Source organism: Bradyrhizobium sp. PUT101, from assembly GCF_052043945.1.
In the GTDB taxonomy this organism is placed as follows: domain Bacteria; phylum Pseudomonadota; class Alphaproteobacteria; order Rhizobiales; family Xanthobacteraceae; genus Bradyrhizobium.
On record NZ_CP197207.1, the window covers coordinates 1,624,066 to 1,640,826 of the forward strand.

20 protein-coding genes, 1 tRNA gene and 1 pseudogene are annotated in these 16,761 nt (G+C 63.6%); 7 read left to right on the forward strand and 15 right to left on the reverse strand.

The genetic code is table 11. The features are described 5' to 3' along the window. Nucleotides 1-59 precede the first annotated feature (59 nt). The 8 genes and pseudogenes from ACSHT2_RS07900 to ACSHT2_RS07935 all read right to left on the reverse strand — a co-directional run bounded on the left by ACSHT2_RS07900 (nucleotide 60) and on the right by ACSHT2_RS07935 (nucleotide 6,631). Nucleotides 60-230, reverse strand: a complete 171-nt coding sequence (locus tag ACSHT2_RS07900) for a hypothetical protein (protein WP_239624512.1) — start codon at nucleotides 228-230, stop codon at nucleotides 60-62. Nucleotides 231-254: 24 nt separating this feature from the next. After that, nucleotides 255-457 (reverse strand): annotated as a pseudogene (locus ACSHT2_RS07905) (hypothetical protein). Nucleotides 458-483: 26 nt separating this feature from the next. Then, nucleotides 484-1,818, reverse strand: coding sequence for a PQQ-dependent sugar dehydrogenase (locus tag ACSHT2_RS07910; RefSeq protein ID WP_440641079.1), 1,335 nt, complete (start codon nucleotides 1,816-1,818; stop codon nucleotides 484-486). Then, nucleotides 1,815-2,267 (reverse strand): DUF2231 domain-containing protein, encoded by a 453-nt coding sequence (locus ACSHT2_RS07915; RefSeq protein WP_440641080.1) that lies wholly within the window; start codon nucleotides 2,265-2,267, stop codon nucleotides 1,815-1,817. Before ACSHT2_RS07915 ends, ACSHT2_RS07910 begins: the two co-directional genes overlap by 4 nt. A gap of 222 nt (nucleotides 2,268-2,489) precedes the next feature. Beyond that, nucleotides 2,490-2,675 carry a hypothetical protein gene (locus ACSHT2_RS07920; RefSeq protein ID WP_245454363.1) on the reverse strand — a complete coding sequence of 62 codons (186 nt, stop codon included), beginning with the start codon at nucleotides 2,673-2,675 and terminating at the stop codon, nucleotides 2,490-2,492. 116 nt (nucleotides 2,676-2,791) lie between these two features. Next, nucleotides 2,792-4,504: a DNA polymerase/3'-5' exonuclease PolX gene (gene polX, locus ACSHT2_RS07925; RefSeq protein ID WP_440641081.1), complete on the reverse strand. Its 1,713-nt coding sequence runs from the start codon at nucleotides 4,502-4,504 to the stop codon at nucleotides 2,792-2,794. Between the two features lie 82 nt (nucleotides 4,505-4,586). Beyond that, entirely contained in the window at nucleotides 4,587-5,924 is a 1,338-nt protein-coding gene (locus ACSHT2_RS07930; RefSeq protein WP_440641082.1) for a nicotinate phosphoribosyltransferase, read from the reverse strand. 41 nt (nucleotides 5,925-5,965) lie between these two features. Further along, on the reverse strand, nucleotides 5,966-6,631 hold the full coding sequence (locus ACSHT2_RS07935) for a phosphoribosyltransferase (protein WP_440641083.1): 666 nt from the start codon (nucleotides 6,629-6,631) through the stop codon (nucleotides 5,966-5,968). Nucleotides 6,632-6,888: 257 nt separating this feature from the next. On the opposite strand from ACSHT2_RS07935, the gene ACSHT2_RS07940 reads away from it, so the two are divergent. After that, nucleotides 6,889-7,800 carry a hypothetical protein gene (locus ACSHT2_RS07940; protein ID WP_440641084.1) on the forward strand — a complete coding sequence of 304 codons (912 nt, stop codon included), beginning with the start codon at nucleotides 6,889-6,891 and terminating at the stop codon, nucleotides 7,798-7,800. Nucleotides 7,801-7,816: 16 nt separating this feature from the next. Here the strand turns inward: ACSHT2_RS07940 and ACSHT2_RS07945 are convergent, their stop codons facing one another. Both ACSHT2_RS07945 and ACSHT2_RS07950 read right to left on the reverse strand, forming a co-directional pair. Beyond that, entirely contained in the window at nucleotides 7,817-8,812 is a 996-nt protein-coding gene (locus ACSHT2_RS07945; protein ID WP_440641085.1) for a ribose-phosphate diphosphokinase, read from the reverse strand. Nucleotides 8,813-8,874: 62 nt separating this feature from the next. After that, nucleotides 8,875-9,441, reverse strand: a complete 567-nt coding sequence (locus tag ACSHT2_RS07950; protein ID WP_440641086.1) for an HPF/RaiA family ribosome-associated protein — start codon at nucleotides 9,439-9,441, stop codon at nucleotides 8,875-8,877. 175 nt (nucleotides 9,442-9,616) lie between these two features. Here ACSHT2_RS07950 and ACSHT2_RS07955 point away from each other — a divergent pair, with 175 nt between their 5' ends. The 4 genes from ACSHT2_RS07955 to ACSHT2_RS07970 all read left to right on the forward strand — a co-directional run bounded on the left by ACSHT2_RS07955 (nucleotide 9,617) and on the right by ACSHT2_RS07970 (nucleotide 11,994). Then, nucleotides 9,617-10,045, forward strand: coding sequence for a DUF2267 domain-containing protein (locus ACSHT2_RS07955; protein ID WP_194393317.1), 429 nt, complete (start codon nucleotides 9,617-9,619; stop codon nucleotides 10,043-10,045). Between the two features lie 18 nt (nucleotides 10,046-10,063). Further along, nucleotides 10,064-10,729 carry a dienelactone hydrolase family protein gene (locus tag ACSHT2_RS07960; protein ID WP_440641087.1) on the forward strand — a complete coding sequence of 222 codons (666 nt, stop codon included), beginning with the start codon at nucleotides 10,064-10,066 and terminating at the stop codon, nucleotides 10,727-10,729. A 138-nt stretch (nucleotides 10,730-10,867) separates the two neighbouring features. Then, nucleotides 10,868-11,296: a universal stress protein gene (locus tag ACSHT2_RS07965; protein ID WP_440641088.1), complete on the forward strand. Its 429-nt coding sequence runs from the start codon at nucleotides 10,868-10,870 to the stop codon at nucleotides 11,294-11,296. Nucleotides 11,297-11,457: 161 nt separating this feature from the next. After that, complete coding sequence (locus tag ACSHT2_RS07970) at nucleotides 11,458-11,994, forward strand: flavin reductase family protein (protein WP_440641089.1); 537 nt, start codon at nucleotides 11,458-11,460, stop codon at nucleotides 11,992-11,994. Nucleotides 11,995-12,042: 48 nt separating this feature from the next. Here the strand turns inward: ACSHT2_RS07970 and ACSHT2_RS07975 are convergent, their stop codons facing one another. From ACSHT2_RS07975 to ACSHT2_RS07990, 4 genes are all read right to left on the reverse strand, one after another. Beyond that, nucleotides 12,043-12,234, reverse strand: coding sequence for a hypothetical protein (locus ACSHT2_RS07975; RefSeq protein WP_319330611.1), 192 nt, complete (start codon nucleotides 12,232-12,234; stop codon nucleotides 12,043-12,045). Nucleotides 12,235-12,430: 196 nt separating this feature from the next. Beyond that, nucleotides 12,431-12,504 (reverse strand) — tRNA-Gly (locus ACSHT2_RS07980). A 344-nt stretch (nucleotides 12,505-12,848) separates the two neighbouring features. Continuing rightward, the gene (locus ACSHT2_RS07985; protein ID WP_319330609.1) at nucleotides 12,849-13,052 is read right to left on the reverse strand and encodes a hypothetical protein; all 204 of its coding nucleotides are present in this window, start codon (nucleotides 13,050-13,052) and stop codon (nucleotides 12,849-12,851) included. Nucleotides 13,053-13,079: 27 nt separating this feature from the next. Then, on the reverse strand, nucleotides 13,080-13,265 hold the full coding sequence (locus ACSHT2_RS07990; RefSeq protein WP_440641090.1) for a hypothetical protein: 186 nt from the start codon (nucleotides 13,263-13,265) through the stop codon (nucleotides 13,080-13,082). A 205-nt stretch (nucleotides 13,266-13,470) separates the two neighbouring features. Between ACSHT2_RS07990 and ACSHT2_RS07995 the strand changes: the two genes are divergently transcribed. Further along, nucleotides 13,471-13,851 carry a YciI family protein gene (locus ACSHT2_RS07995; RefSeq protein ID WP_440641091.1) on the forward strand — a complete coding sequence of 127 codons (381 nt, stop codon included), beginning with the start codon at nucleotides 13,471-13,473 and terminating at the stop codon, nucleotides 13,849-13,851. Nucleotides 13,852-13,980: 129 nt separating this feature from the next. Here ACSHT2_RS07995 and ACSHT2_RS08000 read toward each other — a convergent pair whose 3' ends face one another. Further along, nucleotides 13,981-14,571, reverse strand: a complete 591-nt coding sequence (locus tag ACSHT2_RS08000) for a TMEM175 family protein (protein WP_440641092.1) — start codon at nucleotides 14,569-14,571, stop codon at nucleotides 13,981-13,983. Nucleotides 14,572-14,695: 124 nt separating this feature from the next. Between ACSHT2_RS08000 and ACSHT2_RS08005 the strand changes: the two genes are divergently transcribed. Next, a complete protein-coding gene (locus ACSHT2_RS08005) occupies nucleotides 14,696-16,753 on the forward strand; it encodes an ATP-dependent helicase (RefSeq protein WP_440641093.1) in 2,058 nt (685 codons plus the stop codon). Nucleotides 16,754-16,761: the final 8 nt, after the last annotated feature.

The window sequence follows — 16,761 nt, forward strand, 5'->3', positions numbered from 1 at the left end:
CGGGCCGAGCGGGAATGTCGGTTCCGAATGGCACCGCGGCGCCAGCCGCAGAGCGATTGTCAGGAGGTGTGGCCGGGATCGATGTGCTTCGGGGTCTTCTTGTCGCGCTGGGGCGTCATCTTGGCCGGGTCAGGCGCACCGGGCACGCCGCGCGGACCGAGCTGCTCGCGCTGGATGTCGTCCTCGGACCGGGGCGGCTCGACGCCGTTCTGCTCACGGAGTTTGGTCACCTCGGCCTCCTTCTCTCGGACGCTCTACACACCGAGCGCGTTGTCGCCGGCTTCGCGGCCAGGCACGCTGACATGGACTTCATGTCCCTCTCGAAGGGCCAGGGATGCCGCGGCCACCGCGGACTCGAAGGCGGCTTCCTTGGTGGCGTATCTGCTCTTGACGTCGCCGTCATGCGCACGCCCCATTCTTCCTGCACCGGCACGATGGCATATTGAGCAAGGCCCATTGTCGAACTCCTCCCGTTCTCGATGTCTAATGTTGCGTCAGTTGCGGATGCGCCGCGCTCACCCGCCAGACCGTGTTGCCGCTGTCGTCTGCAACCAGCAGCGCGCCGGTCTTGTCGATGGCGACACCGACCGGACGGCCACGCGCCTGGTTGTCGCTGTTGAGAAAGCCCGTGACGACGTCTTGCGGAGGGCCGCTCGGCTTGCCGTCCGTGAACGGCACGAACACGACCTTGTAGCCGTTGAGCACGTGCCTGTTCCAACTGCCGTGCTCGCCGACAAACGCGCCGCCGCGATAGGCGGCCGGCAGACTGGTGCCGGTGTTGAAGGCGAGCCCGAGCGGTGCGACATGCGAGCTCAGGGCATAGTCCGGCACGATCGCCTTGGCGACGATATGCGGCCGCTCCGGCTTGACGCGGGGATCGACGTGCTGGCCGAAATAGCTGTAGGGCCAGCCGTAGAAGCCGCCGTCCTTCACCGAGGTCATGTAGTCAGGGACGAGATCGGGGCCGAGCTCGTCGCGCTCGTTCACAACCGTCCACAGCGCGCCGGTCTGCGGCTCGAAGCTGAGCCCGTTGGGATTGCGCAGGCCGCTTGCGAACACGCGCCAGCGGCCGCTGGCGCGATCGACCTCGAGGATCGCAGCGCGATTGTGCTCGGCCTCCATGCCGTTCTCGGTGATGTTGCTGTTGGAGCCGACGCCGACATAGAGCTTCGAGCCGTCGGGGCTGGCGACCAGGCTTTTGGTCCAGTGATGGTTGATCGGACCGCCCGGCAGCGGCGTCAGCACCGTGCCGGGCGCGGTGATCTTCGTATCCCCTTCCGTGTAGGGATACCTGACGATGGCGTCGGTGTTGGCAACGTAGAGGTCATTGCCGACCAGCGCCACGCCGAACGGCGAATTGAGATGGTCGAGGAAGACGCTTTGCGTCTCCGGCACGCCGTCGCCATTGCTGTCGCGCAGCAGCGTGATGCGATTGCTCTCGCCGGTATCGCCGCCGGAGGTCGCCCAGGACTCGACGAAGCCCATCACAATCTCTTTGGGTCGCTTGATCGGCGCTCCCTTCGGCGCCTTGGATTCCACCACCAGCACGTCGCCATTGGGCAACACGTAGAGCGAGCGCGGGTGCTGCAAGCCCGTGGCAAAGGCCTTGGCCTGCAAGCCCTGCGCAACCGTCGGCGTCTCGTCCTTCTTCCAGCCGACGATGCGGGCGATATGGATCGGCGGCAGCAAATATTGCTGGATGCCGGGGAGTGTGGGATTCGCGCCGGTTTGCGCCCTGGGATCGCCGCTGCCGTCATTGCAGCCGGCCAGAAACAGCAGCGCCGAGCACAACAGCGCATGAGAAAACAAGAGCTTCATCGCGCAACTCCCACGCCGTGGCGATAGACCATGGCCCAGCCGAGCCAGCCCGTGATCGCCAGGATCAGCACGGTGATCGCGGACAGAATGAGCCCGCTCGGCCATACCGAGGTCCAGGCATCGCGCGTGTGGATCATCGTGTTGAAGGTCGCCAGGATCAGCGCCACCGTATTGCCGATCAGGTGCGGCCAGGCCGGCGTCTGCGCACGCACCAGCCGGTTACCGAGGAAATCGGTCAGGCCCGCGATGGCCGCCAGCACGCCGAAGATGACGCCGGCGAGCAGAAGCCAGGCCGAAAAATCCGCCCACATGATCTCGGCGCTGGCGACATAGGCGATGTCGGTCAGCAGCGCCCCGACAAAACACGCGATCGGGATCGGCACCAGCATCGGATGAATCGGATGACCCGCGATCTGCGCGGTGGTGCGCACGCGCACGTCTTCTTGCACGATTGGCCTCGTGTGACTCTTGGCCCTGCCCGTGCGGCCAACTCATGCTTGCGATGAAGGTTCCAACCGTTGTGCAGCAACCCGTGCGCCGACCTGACCGGCCGCCTATGCGCGCCTTAGCCATCGTGAAGCGAGGTCATGCCTCGCCCGCGTCCCTATATCCGCCGGGAACATCGGCCGGACCAAATCCTTCACAGTCCATAGCGAACCCGCGACGCAGCCTCATCCGCTGATCGGCTTGACGTCGATAACATCTCCGTCATCCACGTGGTCCCGGATCGCTTCGAGCTCTGCCGCGTTGATCTCAAGCAGCCACTTTCTCCACTCCCGCGGATGTCCCTCCGGGGCAGCGAGTTCGCCGCCCGCTGTGTACCGGTATTTCGCCAGCGCGCCCATGGCCCGTTCCATTGCGCTCCCGTCCTTCAAAGTTACAACGCACCGCATCGCAAACCTCACGTGTTTCAGTCGTCGATGAGATTTCCACGGCGGCCCGACGTCACGTTGACTGGGATCAAAGAGCCAAATCAGCGCCTCAGCAGTCTTCGCAGACTGGACAGCGGCAGCGTATTGATCACGTCGGAGGGCCCCAGCCAGCCGCGGCGTGCCTGATCGACACCAAATCGCATGTTGTCGAAACCAGCCACCGCATGCGCGTCGGTCGAGATGGCGAGCTTGACGCCCGCCGATTTGGCCGCATGGGCGTGAATGTCCGTGAGGTCCAGCCTGTCGGGATCAGCGTTCAGCTCGAGACAACAACCGCGAGCGGCGGCGGCCGCGACCATCGCCTCGACGTCCACCTCGTAGGGTTCCCGCTCACCGATGAGCCGTCCCGTCGGATGGGCAATGATGGACACATGCCTGTTGTCCATCGCACGGATGATGCGCTCGGTCTGCAGCTTGCGTGACATATCGAACTTGTAGTGCACGGCCGCGACGGCGATATCGAGCCGCGACAGGATCTTGTCCGGCAGATCGAGGTGCCCATCGGCAAGGATGTCGACCTCCGCTCCCTTGAGGACGACAAAGCCGCCCAGTTGCTCGTTCAATCGGTCGATTTCATCGATCTGCCGACCCAGCCTTGCGGCATCCAGACCATGGGCCACCGTGACATGCCGGCTGTGGTCGGTGATGGCGATGTAGTCGTAGCCTCGAGCTTTCGCCGCGGCAGCCATGTCCGCAACCGGCACCGTACCATCGCTCCAGTTGGAATGGACATGCAGGTCGCCCCTGATATCGTCGAGCGCAATCAGCCTGGGAAGCTTGCCGGCCTTTGCAAGTGCGATCTCGCCGCGATCCTCGCGCATTTCCGGCGGAATCGCCGCAAGGCTGAGCTTGCGGTAGATTTCCTCCTCGCTTGCGCCTGCAATGCGCCGCTCGCCGTCGAACAGGCCGTATTCATTGAGCTTCCAGCCATGGTCGTTGGCAAGGCCGCGCAGGACGATGTTGTGGGCCTTCGATCCCGTGAAATACATCAGCGCCGCCCCATAACTCGCCTTTGGGACGACCCGCAGATCGACTTGAAGGCGAGAGCGGAGGACTACCGTCGTTCTGGTCGGGCCGTGCGCGAGGACCTTGGCGATATTCTCGTACCTGGTGAGCTTGTCGCCGATCGCCGCGCCGCTATGCGCGGCCACGACAATGTCGAGATCACCCACGGTATCGCGCCTGCGGCGATAGCTTCCCGCAACCGCGATCTGATCCGGCTTGGTACTGCGCAGATAGTTCAGCAGCGCCTCCGCTTCAGCCTCGGCCTCTGAGAGCTTGAAGCGCCTTTCCGCCTGCGGCTTGGCCAGCGCAGCCGCGAGCTTCTCCTCGCTCTTGGCCCCGAAGCCTTTCACCTCCCGCAATCGTCCCGACCTGATCGCCCGCCGCAAATCCTCGAGCGAACGGACACCCAGCTTGTCGTACAGCAGCTTCACTCGCTTGGGACCTAGCCCGGGAAGCGCCGCAATCTCACCGAGATCACCCGGCAGCTCACGCTTGAGCCGATCGAGCACATCGAATTTGTGCGTCGCGACGATGGTTTCGATCTTGCCCGCGAGATCCTTGCCGATCCCCGGTAGCTCGGAAAGATCCTCGCCTGCTTTCAGCAAGCTCGTAATGCTCTTCGGCAGGCGCTCGATCAGACGGGCCGCATTTCGATAGGCGCGGGAGCGGAAAGGATTGTCGCCCTTGATCTCCAGGAGCTCGGCGGTCTGGTCGAACATCTCGGCGATTTCAGCGTTCTGAACCGGCACAGGCGCTCTCCATGCCATGATACGCTAGGCGCACACCTGTCGTTCGCTTTGATCCAGATCAGAAGGGACTTGCGGCAGGGGCCTATCTTATTTTCAGGTCGACAGCGGCTGCCAATTGTTGGAGCCGGGCCGCCACATGGACGGGATAGGACGAGCGGCCTTGAAGGCCTTCGAAGCCCCTCGGCAATCGCTCCAACTGCGTCCGGGCGTAGGCGCGGATGTCCTGGAGCGACGGTTGACGCGCGATCGGACGGCCCTGTTGCAGCACAGGGACGATCAGGGCCTCTCCTTCTTGAACGTCGTCTTCCGTCGACAGAACGTCCGACGCCATATGGCCGTCGGCATCGTAGCGGCGCCACACCTGCTTGCGGCCGGGCCAGGTTGCTTTGCCGGTCGAACGCTTCCGCCGCGGCTGGCCGGCATATTCCTGCAGCTTATAGGCGCAATCGAGCGCCGGTACGTCGGACGACGTCGCCAGGCTGGTGCCGATCCCGATGCCGTCGATGGGAGCGGCCTCGCGGACAAAGGACAACAACGTTTCTTCCTCGATGCCGCCGCTGACGAAGATGGTCACGTCCTTGAGGCCACCCTCATCAAGGATCCGCCTCACACTTCTCGATAGCGCCACCAGATCGCCGCTGTCGATCCGCACCCCGCGGATCGCAATTCCGAGCGCCCGCAGCCGCGGGGCCAAGGTCACGACCTTCCTGGCCGCCGCCTCGGTGTCGTATGTGTCAATCAACAGCACGAGGTCCTTCGGCCGCGCGCGCGCAAACGCTTCGAAGGCGGCCGTCTCGTCGTCGAACGACTGGATGAATGAATGCGCCATCGTGCCATAGGCAGGAATCCCGAAGCATTTTTCCGCGAGAATTGTCGCGGTGCCGGCAAAGCCTCCGATATAGCTGGCCCGCGCAGCCAGAAGACCGGCTTCGGCGCCATGGGCCCGGCGCAGCCCGAAGTCAACCAGCAGCTTGTCCGGTGCGAGCAGCGCCATGCGGGCGGCCTTGGACGCGATCAGCGACTGGAAATGCAACACGTTGATCAGCCGGGTTTCGAGAAGCTGGGCTTCGGGGAGCGGCGCCGTGACGCGGAGGATCGGTTCGTTGGCGAAGAACACCGTGCCCTCGGGCATGGCATGAACGTCGCCGCTGAATTGGAAATCGGAGAGATAGTCGATCAGGCGCGCGCTGAACCTGCCGCTGCGGATGAGCCAGCTCAATTCGTCATCGGAAAAGCGCAGACCTTGGAGGAACTCCAGCGCCTGCTCGAGCCCTGCCGCCATCAGGAAATTGCGCTGCGGCGGAAGCTTGCGGACGAAGAACTCGAAGACCGCGATCCCGGTCTGGCCCGCCTCCAGGTAGGCCTGCACCATGTTCAACTGGTACAGATCGGTCAGGAGTGCGCCTGATGACGTGTCCATGCCAATCCCGGAAATTCTCGCCTCCCCGGCAGCCTGAAAGCTCATGAGGTTGGTGCCGTCGTCTTCTTGGCCGGGAACCGCTTCAGGATTGCGACGACTTCGTCATCGCTGACCTGGCTGAAATCACGGTAGTAGTAGCCGATCGCGCCGAAGTCCCGCGGCGTATCCAGGCAAACGATTGCGTCGACCTCTCCGTGCAGCCGCTGCAGCGTCTCGAGAGGCGCCACCGGTACTGCGAGGATCAATTCCTTTGGCCCCCGATTTCGCAGCGCCCGGATCGCTGCGAGGGTCGTCGCGCCCGTCGCGATACCGTCGTCGACGATGATCGCGACCTGTCCCTTGACGTCAGTCCGGGCGCGATTGCCCAGATAGCGTTCGCGGCGCCGGTCGATCTCCTCAAGCTCCTCCTTGCAGATGGCGTCGAACGTCTCCTCGCTCACGCCGGTCAAATCGACGATGTCCCGGTTGCGAACGATGACAGGCTGCTCCCCGTCCACGACCGCGCCCATCGCAAGTTCCGGCTGCATGGGCGCGCCAATCTTGCGCACCAAAACCAGATCGAGGGGCGCCTCCAACCGTTCCGCCACTTCGGCCGCCACGGGAACGCCGCCGCGCGGCAAGGCCAGAACGACGGGATGGCGGTTCTTGTACTTCACCAAGGCTTCGGCCAACTGGCGGCCGGCATCGTTTCTGTCTCGAAACAGCATATCGGCAGATCCGCTTGAATTTGGCTCAGACTATTGCGCCAGCTGCCAGGATCGTTGATCAGCGTCAAACCGCATCGCTGTTCATTTGGCAATAAGTTGTCATGTTGGAGCGCCAGGACGAAGTTTCGATCGAGGATGCCGCGAACGACAGCATCTCTGCCTTGATCCGCAAGGTCGCTTTCCTGAGCCGACCCGAGAGCTACAGCCCCGTTCCCGATCGCCTTCAGGCGCGCGAGACCCACATGTCCTGGGTCTTCATGAACGGCGCGCGGGTCTACAAGCTCAAGAAGCCGGTACGCTTTCCCTATCTCGATTTCTCGACGTCGGCTCGCCGAAGGACCGCGTGCCTGGCGGAAGCCAGCCTCAACCGCCGGCTTGCGCCTGACGTCTATCTCGGCGTCGTGCCGCTGACCGAAAGTGCCTCGGGCTACGCGATCGGCGGCCACGATCCGGTCGCTGACTGGCTTGTCGTGATGCGCCGGCTGAACGAGGATGAAACGCTCGAAGCCATGCTTCGCAGCGGCAAAGCTCGCAGCGCCGACGCCGAGCAGCTGGCCGCCGTTCTCGCCCGCTTCTATTCGCATGCCGCGCGGGTCCTGATCGAGCCAGAGACTTACCTCGCCTCGCTGCACGAAGCCGCCATCCTTGATTGGCGAGTTCTCCTGAATCGAAGTTTCGGCCTGCCACATGGTACGATCCTGCGTGTCGCGTCCGCTCAACGGCGATTTCTCGAACAAAATGCTCGAACACTTATCGAACGGGTCTCGCGAAGGCTCGTCGTCGATGGTCACGGCGACCTGAGACCGGAGCACATCTGGCTGACGCCTCCTTATCCCATCATCGACTGTCTCGAGTTCAACTCCCGTTTGCGAGCCAGCGATTCAATGGACGAGATCGCGTTTCTGCACCTGGAATGCGAGAGGCTCGGCGGCCGATGGTTCGGTGACGCGATCCGCCGACGGCTGGCACGCACGCTGCACGACGATCCCGCGAGCGGCGTATTCCTGTTTTATCGGATTGGTCGCGCGATGCTGAGGGCACGCTTGTCCATCGCGCATTTGTTCGATGCGCACCCGCGCACACCCGAAAAATGGCCTCGCCTCGCGCGTGCCTATCTCGCCCTCGCCGAAGCCGACGCAAGGCAGCTCGAACGGCTGCTCGTCCGATGAATGAAGCAAGGCTCCGTCAGGCTTGGTACATCAACAGGTCAGCCAGAGATTCGTTCTGATGTAGCCGTCTGATGGCTTCGGCGAGCAGCGGGGCCGCCGAGATCACCTCGAGCTTGGCACGCACAGGCCCGGGAGGAAGCCTGAATGGCGGAACGGTGTCTGTGGCGATGATGCGATCGATCGAGGCGTCCGCAAGCGTCGTCTCGGCCCCCGGCATGAACAAGCCGTGGGCAACACACGCAACGACGGTTGTTGCGCCATGCGCCCGCGCCGCCTTTGCCGCACGGACCAGGGTTCCCCCACTGCTGATGAGGTCGTCGACCACGACACAGAATGCATCAGTCACATCACCGGCAAACAGGTCGCCGGACACCCGGCCCGAGCTCCGATGCTTCTCGACGAAGGCCTTTCCTATCGGCCTCTGCAACGCCTTCTCAAGAGCCTCGCGCAACAGATCGGCTCGCTTTCCACCACCCAGATCCGGGGACACGACGCTGATTGGCCTGTCGCCCGCGATCGACCTGATCTTTTCGATCAGCAGCGGCGCCGTCGTGAGTGCAACGGAAGGACAGCGAAAGGCGTTCTCGAAGGCAGCTTCGTTATGCACGTCCAGCGCCACGATCCTGCTCGTACCGACCGCCTCGAACAGGGACGCCAGATAGCGGATGGTCACGGGATCATTGTCCTTGGTTCGGCGATCCTTTCGCGCATAGCAAAGATATGGCGTGACCGCGGTCACGCTCGCGGCGCCCGCGTCCTTCAGCGCGCCGATCAAGAACAGCAGGCGACAAAGCTTGTCATTCGGGCTCTCGACGGGACCACCGTGAAGACTGTGAACGACATAGACGTCGCAACCGGCCACCGTATCGAGCGGACGGACTTTGTGCTCGCCGTCACCAAAGCTGCGCTCTTCGTGGGCAGCCAGCTTGCAGCCCAACGCTGTCGCGATGTGCTCGCCCAATTCGGTGCTGCCGTCCAGGGCGAACAGGCGCAGCCGATCGCTGCGCGTCAATGCGGTCCGAGGCATCCATCTACTATCCATCATGGGCACTCCGGAGTTCGGTGATGGAGCACCTAGGTCCGCAAGCTGTGCTTGTTCAGAACCTTGACCGTACTGGCCTGCGGCCCCTTCTCTCCGAGCTCCTCAGCGAAGGTCACACGCGAGCCGACGGCAATGTTCGCGCGCCCCTCCACAACGCTGTTACAATTGAAATAGATCTCTTGGCCATCGGTCCCTTCCAGAAAGCCGAACTCGCCGCTGGGATCGATGCGCACGACGGTTCCAACCGGCTCTCCTTCGTGGAGCTTGGTCTGGCCATGCATCACACGCACCTGGTCCTGCAGCTGCCGCCGCGCGCGCTTGAATGCATCGTCCACCGCAAAGGTCAGATCGGCGTACCGCTCGTCCTCCTTGGGTGTCCGTCCGACATTGACCTCGCGCCCCTCGGGAAGGGACAGTTGGATGCTCACCTGGTATTGACCGCCCGTCTTGTGACGATCACCGGGGCCTCTCACGATAATGCGGCCCGCTGTCGCTCGACCGTAGCGCTTTTCCAGCTCAGCGATGTGCCCGTCGATCGCAGCTTGCAGCTTCGGGGACGGCATCACGTGTTCGAATTCGATTTGAGCCGGGGTTTGCATGGTTACGCTCCTCCTGTCAGGCGATTGATCTGAGCACACAATGCGTCCGGAGCTTTGCGCGAGATCAACCCGATCCGATTGGCAATCCAGGGTGGGGAACCTTGCGGCACATCAAAGCAGGCTGGCCCGAGCCTGCAGATAATTGCCAACCTGTCTCTGATCCGGGAGAAACATTATGAGCACGTCCACGGGTGTGACTGCGTTGGACCATTCGGTCCAGGAAACAAATGTTTGGCTCAAGGCCATCGACGAGCAGCTGGCCCTGGAGAACCGTCATCAAGCCTACAATGCCTTGCGAGCCGTCCTGCATGCGTTGCGCGATCGCCTGCCGCCGGAGGTCGCCGTCAAGCTCGGGGCTCAGCTGCCGATCATGGTGCGCGGCATCTACTACGAAGGCTGGCATATGGCGGCAACGCCGACCAAGGAACGGCATATCGAGGAGTTTGCGGCACATGTCGCCAGGGAACTTCCGCCGCAATTCCCCATCACTGCGCTCGGCGCAGCCCGCGGCGTTTACGAAGTGCTGTGGGAGAAGCTGGATCCCGGCGAATTCGAGAAGTTGATGGCCCATCTTCCGGCGCCGCTCAAAAATCTGCAGGGCTGACCGGACCGTGGACGATTCATGAAACGCGATCAATCGCTCGACGTTCTCATTCCGCCGCTGGGGCTGGCAGGAACGCTGACGCTGCCGGAAAAGGCTCGTGGCCTGGTCGCGTTTGCGCACGGCAGCGGCTCGAGTCGGTTCAGCACCCGGAATATCGCGGTCGCGCAGGGACTGAACGCACGCGGCTTCGCGACATTGCTGTTTGATCTTCTCACGCCGCAAGAGGAGCAGGACCGCTCGAACGTCTTCAATGTTGCAATGCTTGGACAACGACTGGTCGCAACTGTCGACTGGCTTCAAGGCCTTGAACCTGCGGTTGCCTGCCTCCCTGTCGGATTGTTCGGCGCCAGTACCGGCGCGGCGGCCGCCCTCATCGCGGCCGCTCAGTTGCCTCACCGAATTGCCGCCGTGGTCTCACGTGGCGGACGTCCGGATCTTGCCGGCGAAGCCCTGCCCCAAGTCCGCGCGCCGACCCTGTTGATCGTCGGCGGCGCCGATTTCGGCGTGATCGAGCTCAACGAGGAGGCGCTCTCCTGGCTTGGCGGACCGTCGGCACTGGAAATCATTCCCAATGCAACGCACCTGTTTCCCGAGCCGGGCGCCATGGACGCCGTCATCGAGCATGCCGGCCGATGGTTTGAGCGGTATCTGCAACCGCCTGCGTCAGTCCGCGCCGTAAGCTAGGGGAGAGACCATGCAGCTCCTGCCCAGCGCTTTTGCCGACCGATCGGCTATTCCGCGGCGCCCGGCACGGCTTGAGCTGGATCAGTACGGTGCCGATCAACCCCGGCAGAATGCTCAAAAGGCCCAGGGGACTTTCTCATGACGAACATCATGGTGGCAACCGACGGATCGAGCGGTGCTTGCCGCGCGATCGACGTGGCAGCAGAGCTTGCCAGAGCGTTGGCATGCGATCTCCTGATCGTCACGGTTGCCGATCGACTTCTGGGGGAAGAGGTTCGCCAACTTCCGCATACCGGAGCCACCGCCGGTGACCTGCTGGAAGCCTTGACGGGACAGACCCTCAAGGCCGCGCAAGCCCATGCGCGCGAAGCAGGTCCCATCCGCATTGAAGTTCGGACATGTTGGGGTGACATCACCCAATCCCTGATCGATCTCGCGACCCAGACGTCGACCAAGATGATTGTCGTGGGACGGCGCGGACGCGGCCAGCTGGCAGGCTTGCTGCTCGGCAGCGTCTCCCAGAAGCTCGTCAGCCTCGCTCCTTGCGCAGTGGTCGTCGTTCCCTAAAGCATGATCCGGAAAAATGCGAAGCGGTCTTCCGAAAGGATCATGCTTAAACAACAACCTAAAGCGCGATGACGATTCATCCTCATTGCATCGCGCTTTGGAGCCGGATCGGCCGCAAGCCGCGTCAAGGCTCTGAGGCCAGTCGGAAGGTGGCAGCTGGGATGGTTTTTCGACAACGCGCACTTTCGAAGGTCTACCAGCTGATCGAGCCCGGCCCTGTCGTTCTGCTGACGACGGCCGGCCGCGGGCGTCCCAATGTCATGACCATGTCGTGGCACATGATGGTGGAGTTTGAGCCGCCGCTGATCGCGTGCATCGTCAGCGAAGCCAATTTCAGCTTCGCCGCGCTCCGCTCGGCTGGAGAAGCCGTGATTGCAATTCCGACACGCCGCCTTGCCGATACGGTCGCTAGGGTCGGCAATTGCTCAGGCCGCAACAGCGACAAGTTCAAGCGCTTCGGGCTAACTCCTCTCCCGGCGACCCTGGTCGACGCCCCCCTGATCAAGGAATGCTTCTGCAATCTCGAATGTCGCGTGACGGATACCAGCATGGTCTCGCGCTACAATCTGTTCGTTCTCGAGGTCCTCTGCGCATGGATCGATCCCGCCCAGAAGAATCCCAGGACGCTTCACCACCGTGGATACGGCTCCTTCGCCGTCGACGGCGCCACGATCAAGACGAAGTCAAAGATGAGGTAGTCGCGCAATGCCGACTGCCGGACCAACTCAGGCCGCGGGAGCGATGCTTCAGCGGTACCAGCAATGACCGCGCCGGCAGACGCGATGGTGGGGATAGATCCAGCGCGGACCCCAGCAGGAACGATACCAGTGATAGCCGGTCTCGCCCAACCGGTAGCAGCCGGCCACCGCGCTCGTGGGAGCTAGCGCACCGGCCGCAACGATCGCAGCGGCGGCGGCGAGCATGGCAAACTTTCGCATCTTGCTCTCCTCGAAGAGTCCAGAAGCGATGTATTTGTCTCGATTAACCGATGGTGCGCGTTGAGCTAAGTCAACGCATGAGAAGGCCTCGCCGCGGCTCGTTCATGGCCTCTCCGGACATTATCTCCGGCCGGCGAGTTCAGCGCCAAGGGGCCCATCCGGTCATCGCGTAGCGTCGCCAGGCGAAGGGGCAGATTGGAGCGGGTGAAGGGAATCGAACCCTCGTATTCAGCTTGGAAGGCTGCTGCTCTACCATTGAGCTACACCCGCATCACGGGCTCCCTAACACGGCCGGGCGGCGGTCTCAACTGCCGAGGAGGTCGCTTTCCCGGCTCTCACAGGCTTTGCGGACCGGCCCGGGTTCCTCCGGATCCGCCTCCCCTTAACAGCGGCGGCAAGGCCGCCTATATTGATGTTTCCCGAAACCAACGAAAGGAGGTGATCCAGTGTCTTATCTCAAGCGCTGTCACCTCGCTGGGATCGCCCGCTGAGCTTTGACCAAAGCTTGGCTTCGGGGCGCTCTCAGCCCTGGACCAGCGAGCAAGAAATCGGGCGCGACGGGGCCTCCCCGCCGCGCCTTTTCCTTGCGATGTCCTTGAAGCCGGAACGCCGGGTCAGCCGGCGCGAAGCCGCTCGCGCAGCGCGACGGCGGCGATCAGCAGGCCGACGCACCAGGCCACGACGGCGCGGTGCGGCTCCCCGCCAAGCAGCACCGTGAAGAGGCTCATCAGAAGGCACGGCGCGATGGCCTTTCCGGTCCGGCTCATCAGTGCGAGCAGGAACGGCATCGCCGCGATCGATATTTGCAGGACGTTCATTTTGAACGACCGGCCCGTCGAAAGGCTTCAGAAGCCGCAGATGTTGAGCGCGCGCGGCCGTTTGCCGCGCCGGCTCTCCGCGATCCGCTCGCCGCCGTTCTCGGCCGAGCTGCCATAATAGCGGTGATGACCGGCCTGGTCATGCAGATCGGCCGGCGCCGACTGTCCAGCCCGCCGCGCGTCGCAGATGATCTTGATGGTGTGACCCGACATTGCCGCCTCCAGCAGAAGCCTGTTGTTTATGGTCCATCAGTCGCGACCCGCTCCGGCGGCGTTCACATGGCGGGGCCGCAATCGGGTTTCAGGACCGTTTCGCCGCTTGCCGGCCACGCAATATTTCGTATCGGGATTGTCGGGACGGGCTGCCGTGCTACGTCCTTGGGACTTTCGTAAAACCTTGCGCAAAAAAGAGGTGACGATGCTCTACGCGATCCTGGCCTACCACGTGGAAGACGAGATCTTGTCCTGGACGCCGGAGCAGGACGCCGCCGTCGTAGCCAAAGTCATCGAGGTTCAGGCACCCCTCCGGGCAAGTGGGCAGTTTGGACCCGCGGCCCGCCTGGACGAGACCCGAAAGGCCCGCACCTTGCGTGGCCCCGGCACTGGAATGGTGCTGGACGGGCCGTTTGCCGAGACCAAGGAACAGCTTCTGGGCTTCCACCTGATGCAATGCGCCAGCGAGGAGGAGGCGATCGCGGCGGCGCGGAAGCTGCGTGCGGTCAATCCGACGGCGGTCTACGAAATCCGCCCGGTCAAGCTTTACGTTCCGGCCGATGGGTTCGGCGCGACAGAGGGGTGAGCTAAAGCGTGATCCGGAAAAGTGCGCAGCGGTTTTCCCTCGCGACAAACGCGGAACGCGTTCGCGCGGAGATCATGCTGAAACACCAGCCTAAAGCGCGACGGCGATTCATCCTGATCGCATCGCGCGTTAGGCGTCCGGCCCGGTCCGCGCATTGTAGAAACGCTGGATCACGATTCCGCCGAAGGCGATGAACCACAAGAAGGGCGCGACGCGCGGCGCGAACGCCGCAACGATCGTGCCCGGGATGAACACCAGCAGCGGAAACAGCGAGGCCATGGTTTCCTGGCGCCAGCCGCCCAGGATCGTCCACCACAGCCAGGCGTTGAGGCCCGCGATCGCGGTCAAATGCAAGCCGTAGAGCACGGCGACGGCGCTGCTCATGCCGTAATTGGTGTAGAGGCCGTTGGTGACCGGCAGCAGCACGATCGAGAGCAGAAAGAACAGGTTGAGGATCACGTCGCCGCGGCTGCCGACCGGCTGGCGCGCCAGCCGCCGGTGATGGCTGATCCAGAACACGCCGGCGATGATGAAGCTGAGCGCAAAACCTATCAGCTTGCCCGAATAGACCCGGGCAAGATCGTTCCAGTCCGGCGCGCTGGTGAACACAGCGGCCTTGGGCAGATCATAGGCGAGGAGCGTCATGCCGACACCGAAAATGGTGTTGCTGAGCGATTCCAGCCGTCGCATCTCGAACTGGTCGGGCTTGAGCTCGGTCATGTCGGGCACGGGGTGCGCTGGAACTGGGGGGCGTCTTCCCCCTAAATCCTAATTCCGGTTCCGTCCAGCTGCATTGCGATTCGCGCCGGGATCGCCGACTCTCATCCTTTCACCGGGGCGATTCGTGGCGACATATCTGGACACGCTCAATGCGGAGCAGCGCCGCGCCGTCGAGCATGGCGTGGTCGAGGGCTCGACCGGGGGCGCCCCCCTGCTCGTCATCGCCGGCGCGGGCTCCGGCAAGACCAACACGCTGGCCCACCGCGTCGCGCATCTGATCGTCGCAGGCAGCGACCCCCGCCGCATCCTGCTGATGACGTTTTCGCGCCGCGCGGCGGCGGAGATGGCCGGCCGCGTCGAGCGCATCGCCCGAAAGGTGCTCGGCGAGAACAACGCCGCGATCATGCGCGATGCCCTCACCTGGGCCGGCACCTTCCATGGCATCGGCGCGCGGCTCTTGCGCGAATATGCCGAGCGGATCGGCCTCGATCCCGCCTTCACCATCCACGACCGCGAGGATTCCGCCGACCTGATGAACCTGGTCCGGCACGAGCGCGGACTGTCGAAGACCGCGAGCCGCTTTCCCGCCAAGGGCACCTGCCTGTCGATCTATTCCCGCTGCGTCAATGCCGAGATGGAGATCGAGAAGGTGCTGGGAGTGCACTATCCCTGGTGCAGCGGCTGGGCCGCTGAGCTGAAGGGCCTGTTTGCCGCTTACGTCGAGGCCAAGCAGGCCCAGCACGTGCTCGATTACGACGATCTCCTGCTCTATTGGTCCCAGATGATGAGCGATGCGCTGATCGCGGAAGAGATCGGCGGCCGCTTCGATCACGTGCTGGTCGACGAATATCAGGACACCAACCGTCTGCAATCCTCGATCCTGCTGGCGCTCAAGCCCGACGGGCGCGGCCTCACCGTGGTCGGCGACGACGCGCAGTCGATCTATTCGTTCCGCGCCGCCACCGTGCGCAACATCCTGGACTTTCCGCAGAGTTTTTCGCCGCGTGCCGAGATGATCACGCTCGACCGCAACTACCGCTCGACGCAGGCGGTGCTGGCGGCGGCGAACGGCGTCATCGGCCTCGCGCGCGAGCGCTTCACGAAAAATCTCTGGACCGACCGCACCTCCGGGCAGAAGCCGCAGCTCGTCACCGTGCACGACGAGGCCGACCAGGCGCGCTACATCGTCGAGGCGGTGCTGGCGAACCGCGAGCAAGGCGCGTTGCTCAAGCACCAGGCGGTGCTGTTCCGCACCTCCTCGCATTCGGGTCCGCTGGAGATCGAGCTCACGCGCCGCAACATTCCCTTCGTCAAGTTCGGCGGGCTGAAATTCCTCGACGCCGCGCATGTCAAGGACGTGCTGGCCCTGTTGCGCTTTGCCGAAAATCCGCGCGACCGCGTCGCCGGCTTTCGCATCCTGCATCTGTTGCCGGGCATCGGCCCCGCGACCGCGCAGCGCGTGCTCGACCAGATCGCGGAGAGCACCGATCCGCTTGCCGGGCTCGGGCGGCTCCCGGTGCCGGCGCGCACCGGCGACGACTGGACAGACTTCGTCCGCACGGTCGAAAATCTGCGCTATTCGGAATGGCCGGTCGACCTCGAGCGCGTGCGGCTCTGGTACGAGCCGCATCTCGATCGCATCCACGAGGATTCCGAGACGCGCCGCGCCGACCTGATGCAGCTCGAGCAGATCGCAAGCGGCTATGCCTCGCGCGAGAAATTCCTGACCGAACTCACGCTCGATCCGCCGGATGCCACCAGCGACAAATCCGGACCGCCCCTGCGCGACGAAGACTACCTGATCCTCTCCACCATCCACTCCGCCAAGGGCCAGGAGTGGAAATCGGTGTTCGTGCTCAACGTCGTCGATGGCTGCATGCCGTCCGATCTCGGCGCCGGCACCAGCGCCGAAATCGAGGAGGAACGCCGCCTGCTCTATGTCGCGATGACGCGCGCCAAGGACGACCTCCATCTCGTCGTTCCGCAGCGCTTCTTCACCCACGGCCAGGCCGCCAAGGGCGACCGCCACGTCTACGCCTCGCGCACCCGCTTCATCCCGGAATCCCTGGTCTATCTGTTCGAGCGCACCGCCTGGCCGAAGGCCGCCGCAGGTGCAGCCCGCACCGCGGCGCAGGGGCCGAAGATCGACATCGGCGCGAAGATGCGCGGGATGTGGCGGTAGGCCGGCCA

What these genes read in the sequence shown, in the direction of transcription:
- ACSHT2_RS07910 (WP_440641079.1), bottom strand. Translation starts at nt 1,818, where the DNA reads ATGAAGCTCTTGTTTTCTCATGCGCTGTTGTGCTCGGCGCTGCTGTTT.
- ACSHT2_RS07920 (WP_245454363.1), bottom strand. Translation starts at nt 2,675, where the DNA reads ATGGAACGGGCCATGGGCGCGCTGGCGAAATACCGGTACACAGCGGGC.
- ACSHT2_RS07930 (WP_440641082.1), bottom strand. Translation starts at nt 5,924, where the DNA reads ATGGACACGTCATCAGGCGCACTCCTGACCGATCTGTACCAGTTGAAC.
- ACSHT2_RS07935 (WP_440641083.1), bottom strand. Translation starts at nt 6,631, where the DNA reads ATGCTGTTTCGAGACAGAAACGATGCCGGCCGCCAGTTGGCCGAAGCC.
- ACSHT2_RS07940 (WP_440641084.1), top strand. Translation starts at nt 6,889, where the DNA reads ATGAACGGCGCGCGGGTCTACAAGCTCAAGAAGCCGGTACGCTTTCCC.
- ACSHT2_RS07950 (WP_440641086.1), bottom strand. Translation starts at nt 9,441, where the DNA reads ATGCAAACCCCGGCTCAAATCGAATTCGAACACGTGATGCCGTCCCCG.
- ACSHT2_RS07955 (WP_194393317.1), top strand. Translation starts at nt 9,617, where the DNA reads ATGAGCACGTCCACGGGTGTGACTGCGTTGGACCATTCGGTCCAGGAA.
- ACSHT2_RS07960 (WP_440641087.1), top strand. Translation starts at nt 10,064, where the DNA reads ATGAAACGCGATCAATCGCTCGACGTTCTCATTCCGCCGCTGGGGCTG.
- ACSHT2_RS07965 (WP_440641088.1), top strand. Translation starts at nt 10,868, where the DNA reads ATGACGAACATCATGGTGGCAACCGACGGATCGAGCGGTGCTTGCCGC.
- ACSHT2_RS07970 (WP_440641089.1), top strand. Translation starts at nt 11,458, where the DNA reads ATGGTTTTTCGACAACGCGCACTTTCGAAGGTCTACCAGCTGATCGAG.
- ACSHT2_RS07975 (WP_319330611.1), bottom strand. Translation starts at nt 12,234, where the DNA reads ATGCGAAAGTTTGCCATGCTCGCCGCCGCCGCTGCGATCGTTGCGGCC.
- ACSHT2_RS07985 (WP_319330609.1), bottom strand. Translation starts at nt 13,052, where the DNA reads ATGAACGTCCTGCAAATATCGATCGCGGCGATGCCGTTCCTGCTCGCA.
- ACSHT2_RS07990 (WP_440641090.1), bottom strand. Translation starts at nt 13,265, where the DNA reads ATGTCGGGTCACACCATCAAGATCATCTGCGACGCGCGGCGGGCTGGA.
- ACSHT2_RS07995 (WP_440641091.1), top strand. Translation starts at nt 13,471, where the DNA reads ATGCTCTACGCGATCCTGGCCTACCACGTGGAAGACGAGATCTTGTCC.
- ACSHT2_RS08000 (WP_440641092.1), bottom strand. Translation starts at nt 14,571, where the DNA reads ATGACCGAGCTCAAGCCCGACCAGTTCGAGATGCGACGGCTGGAATCG.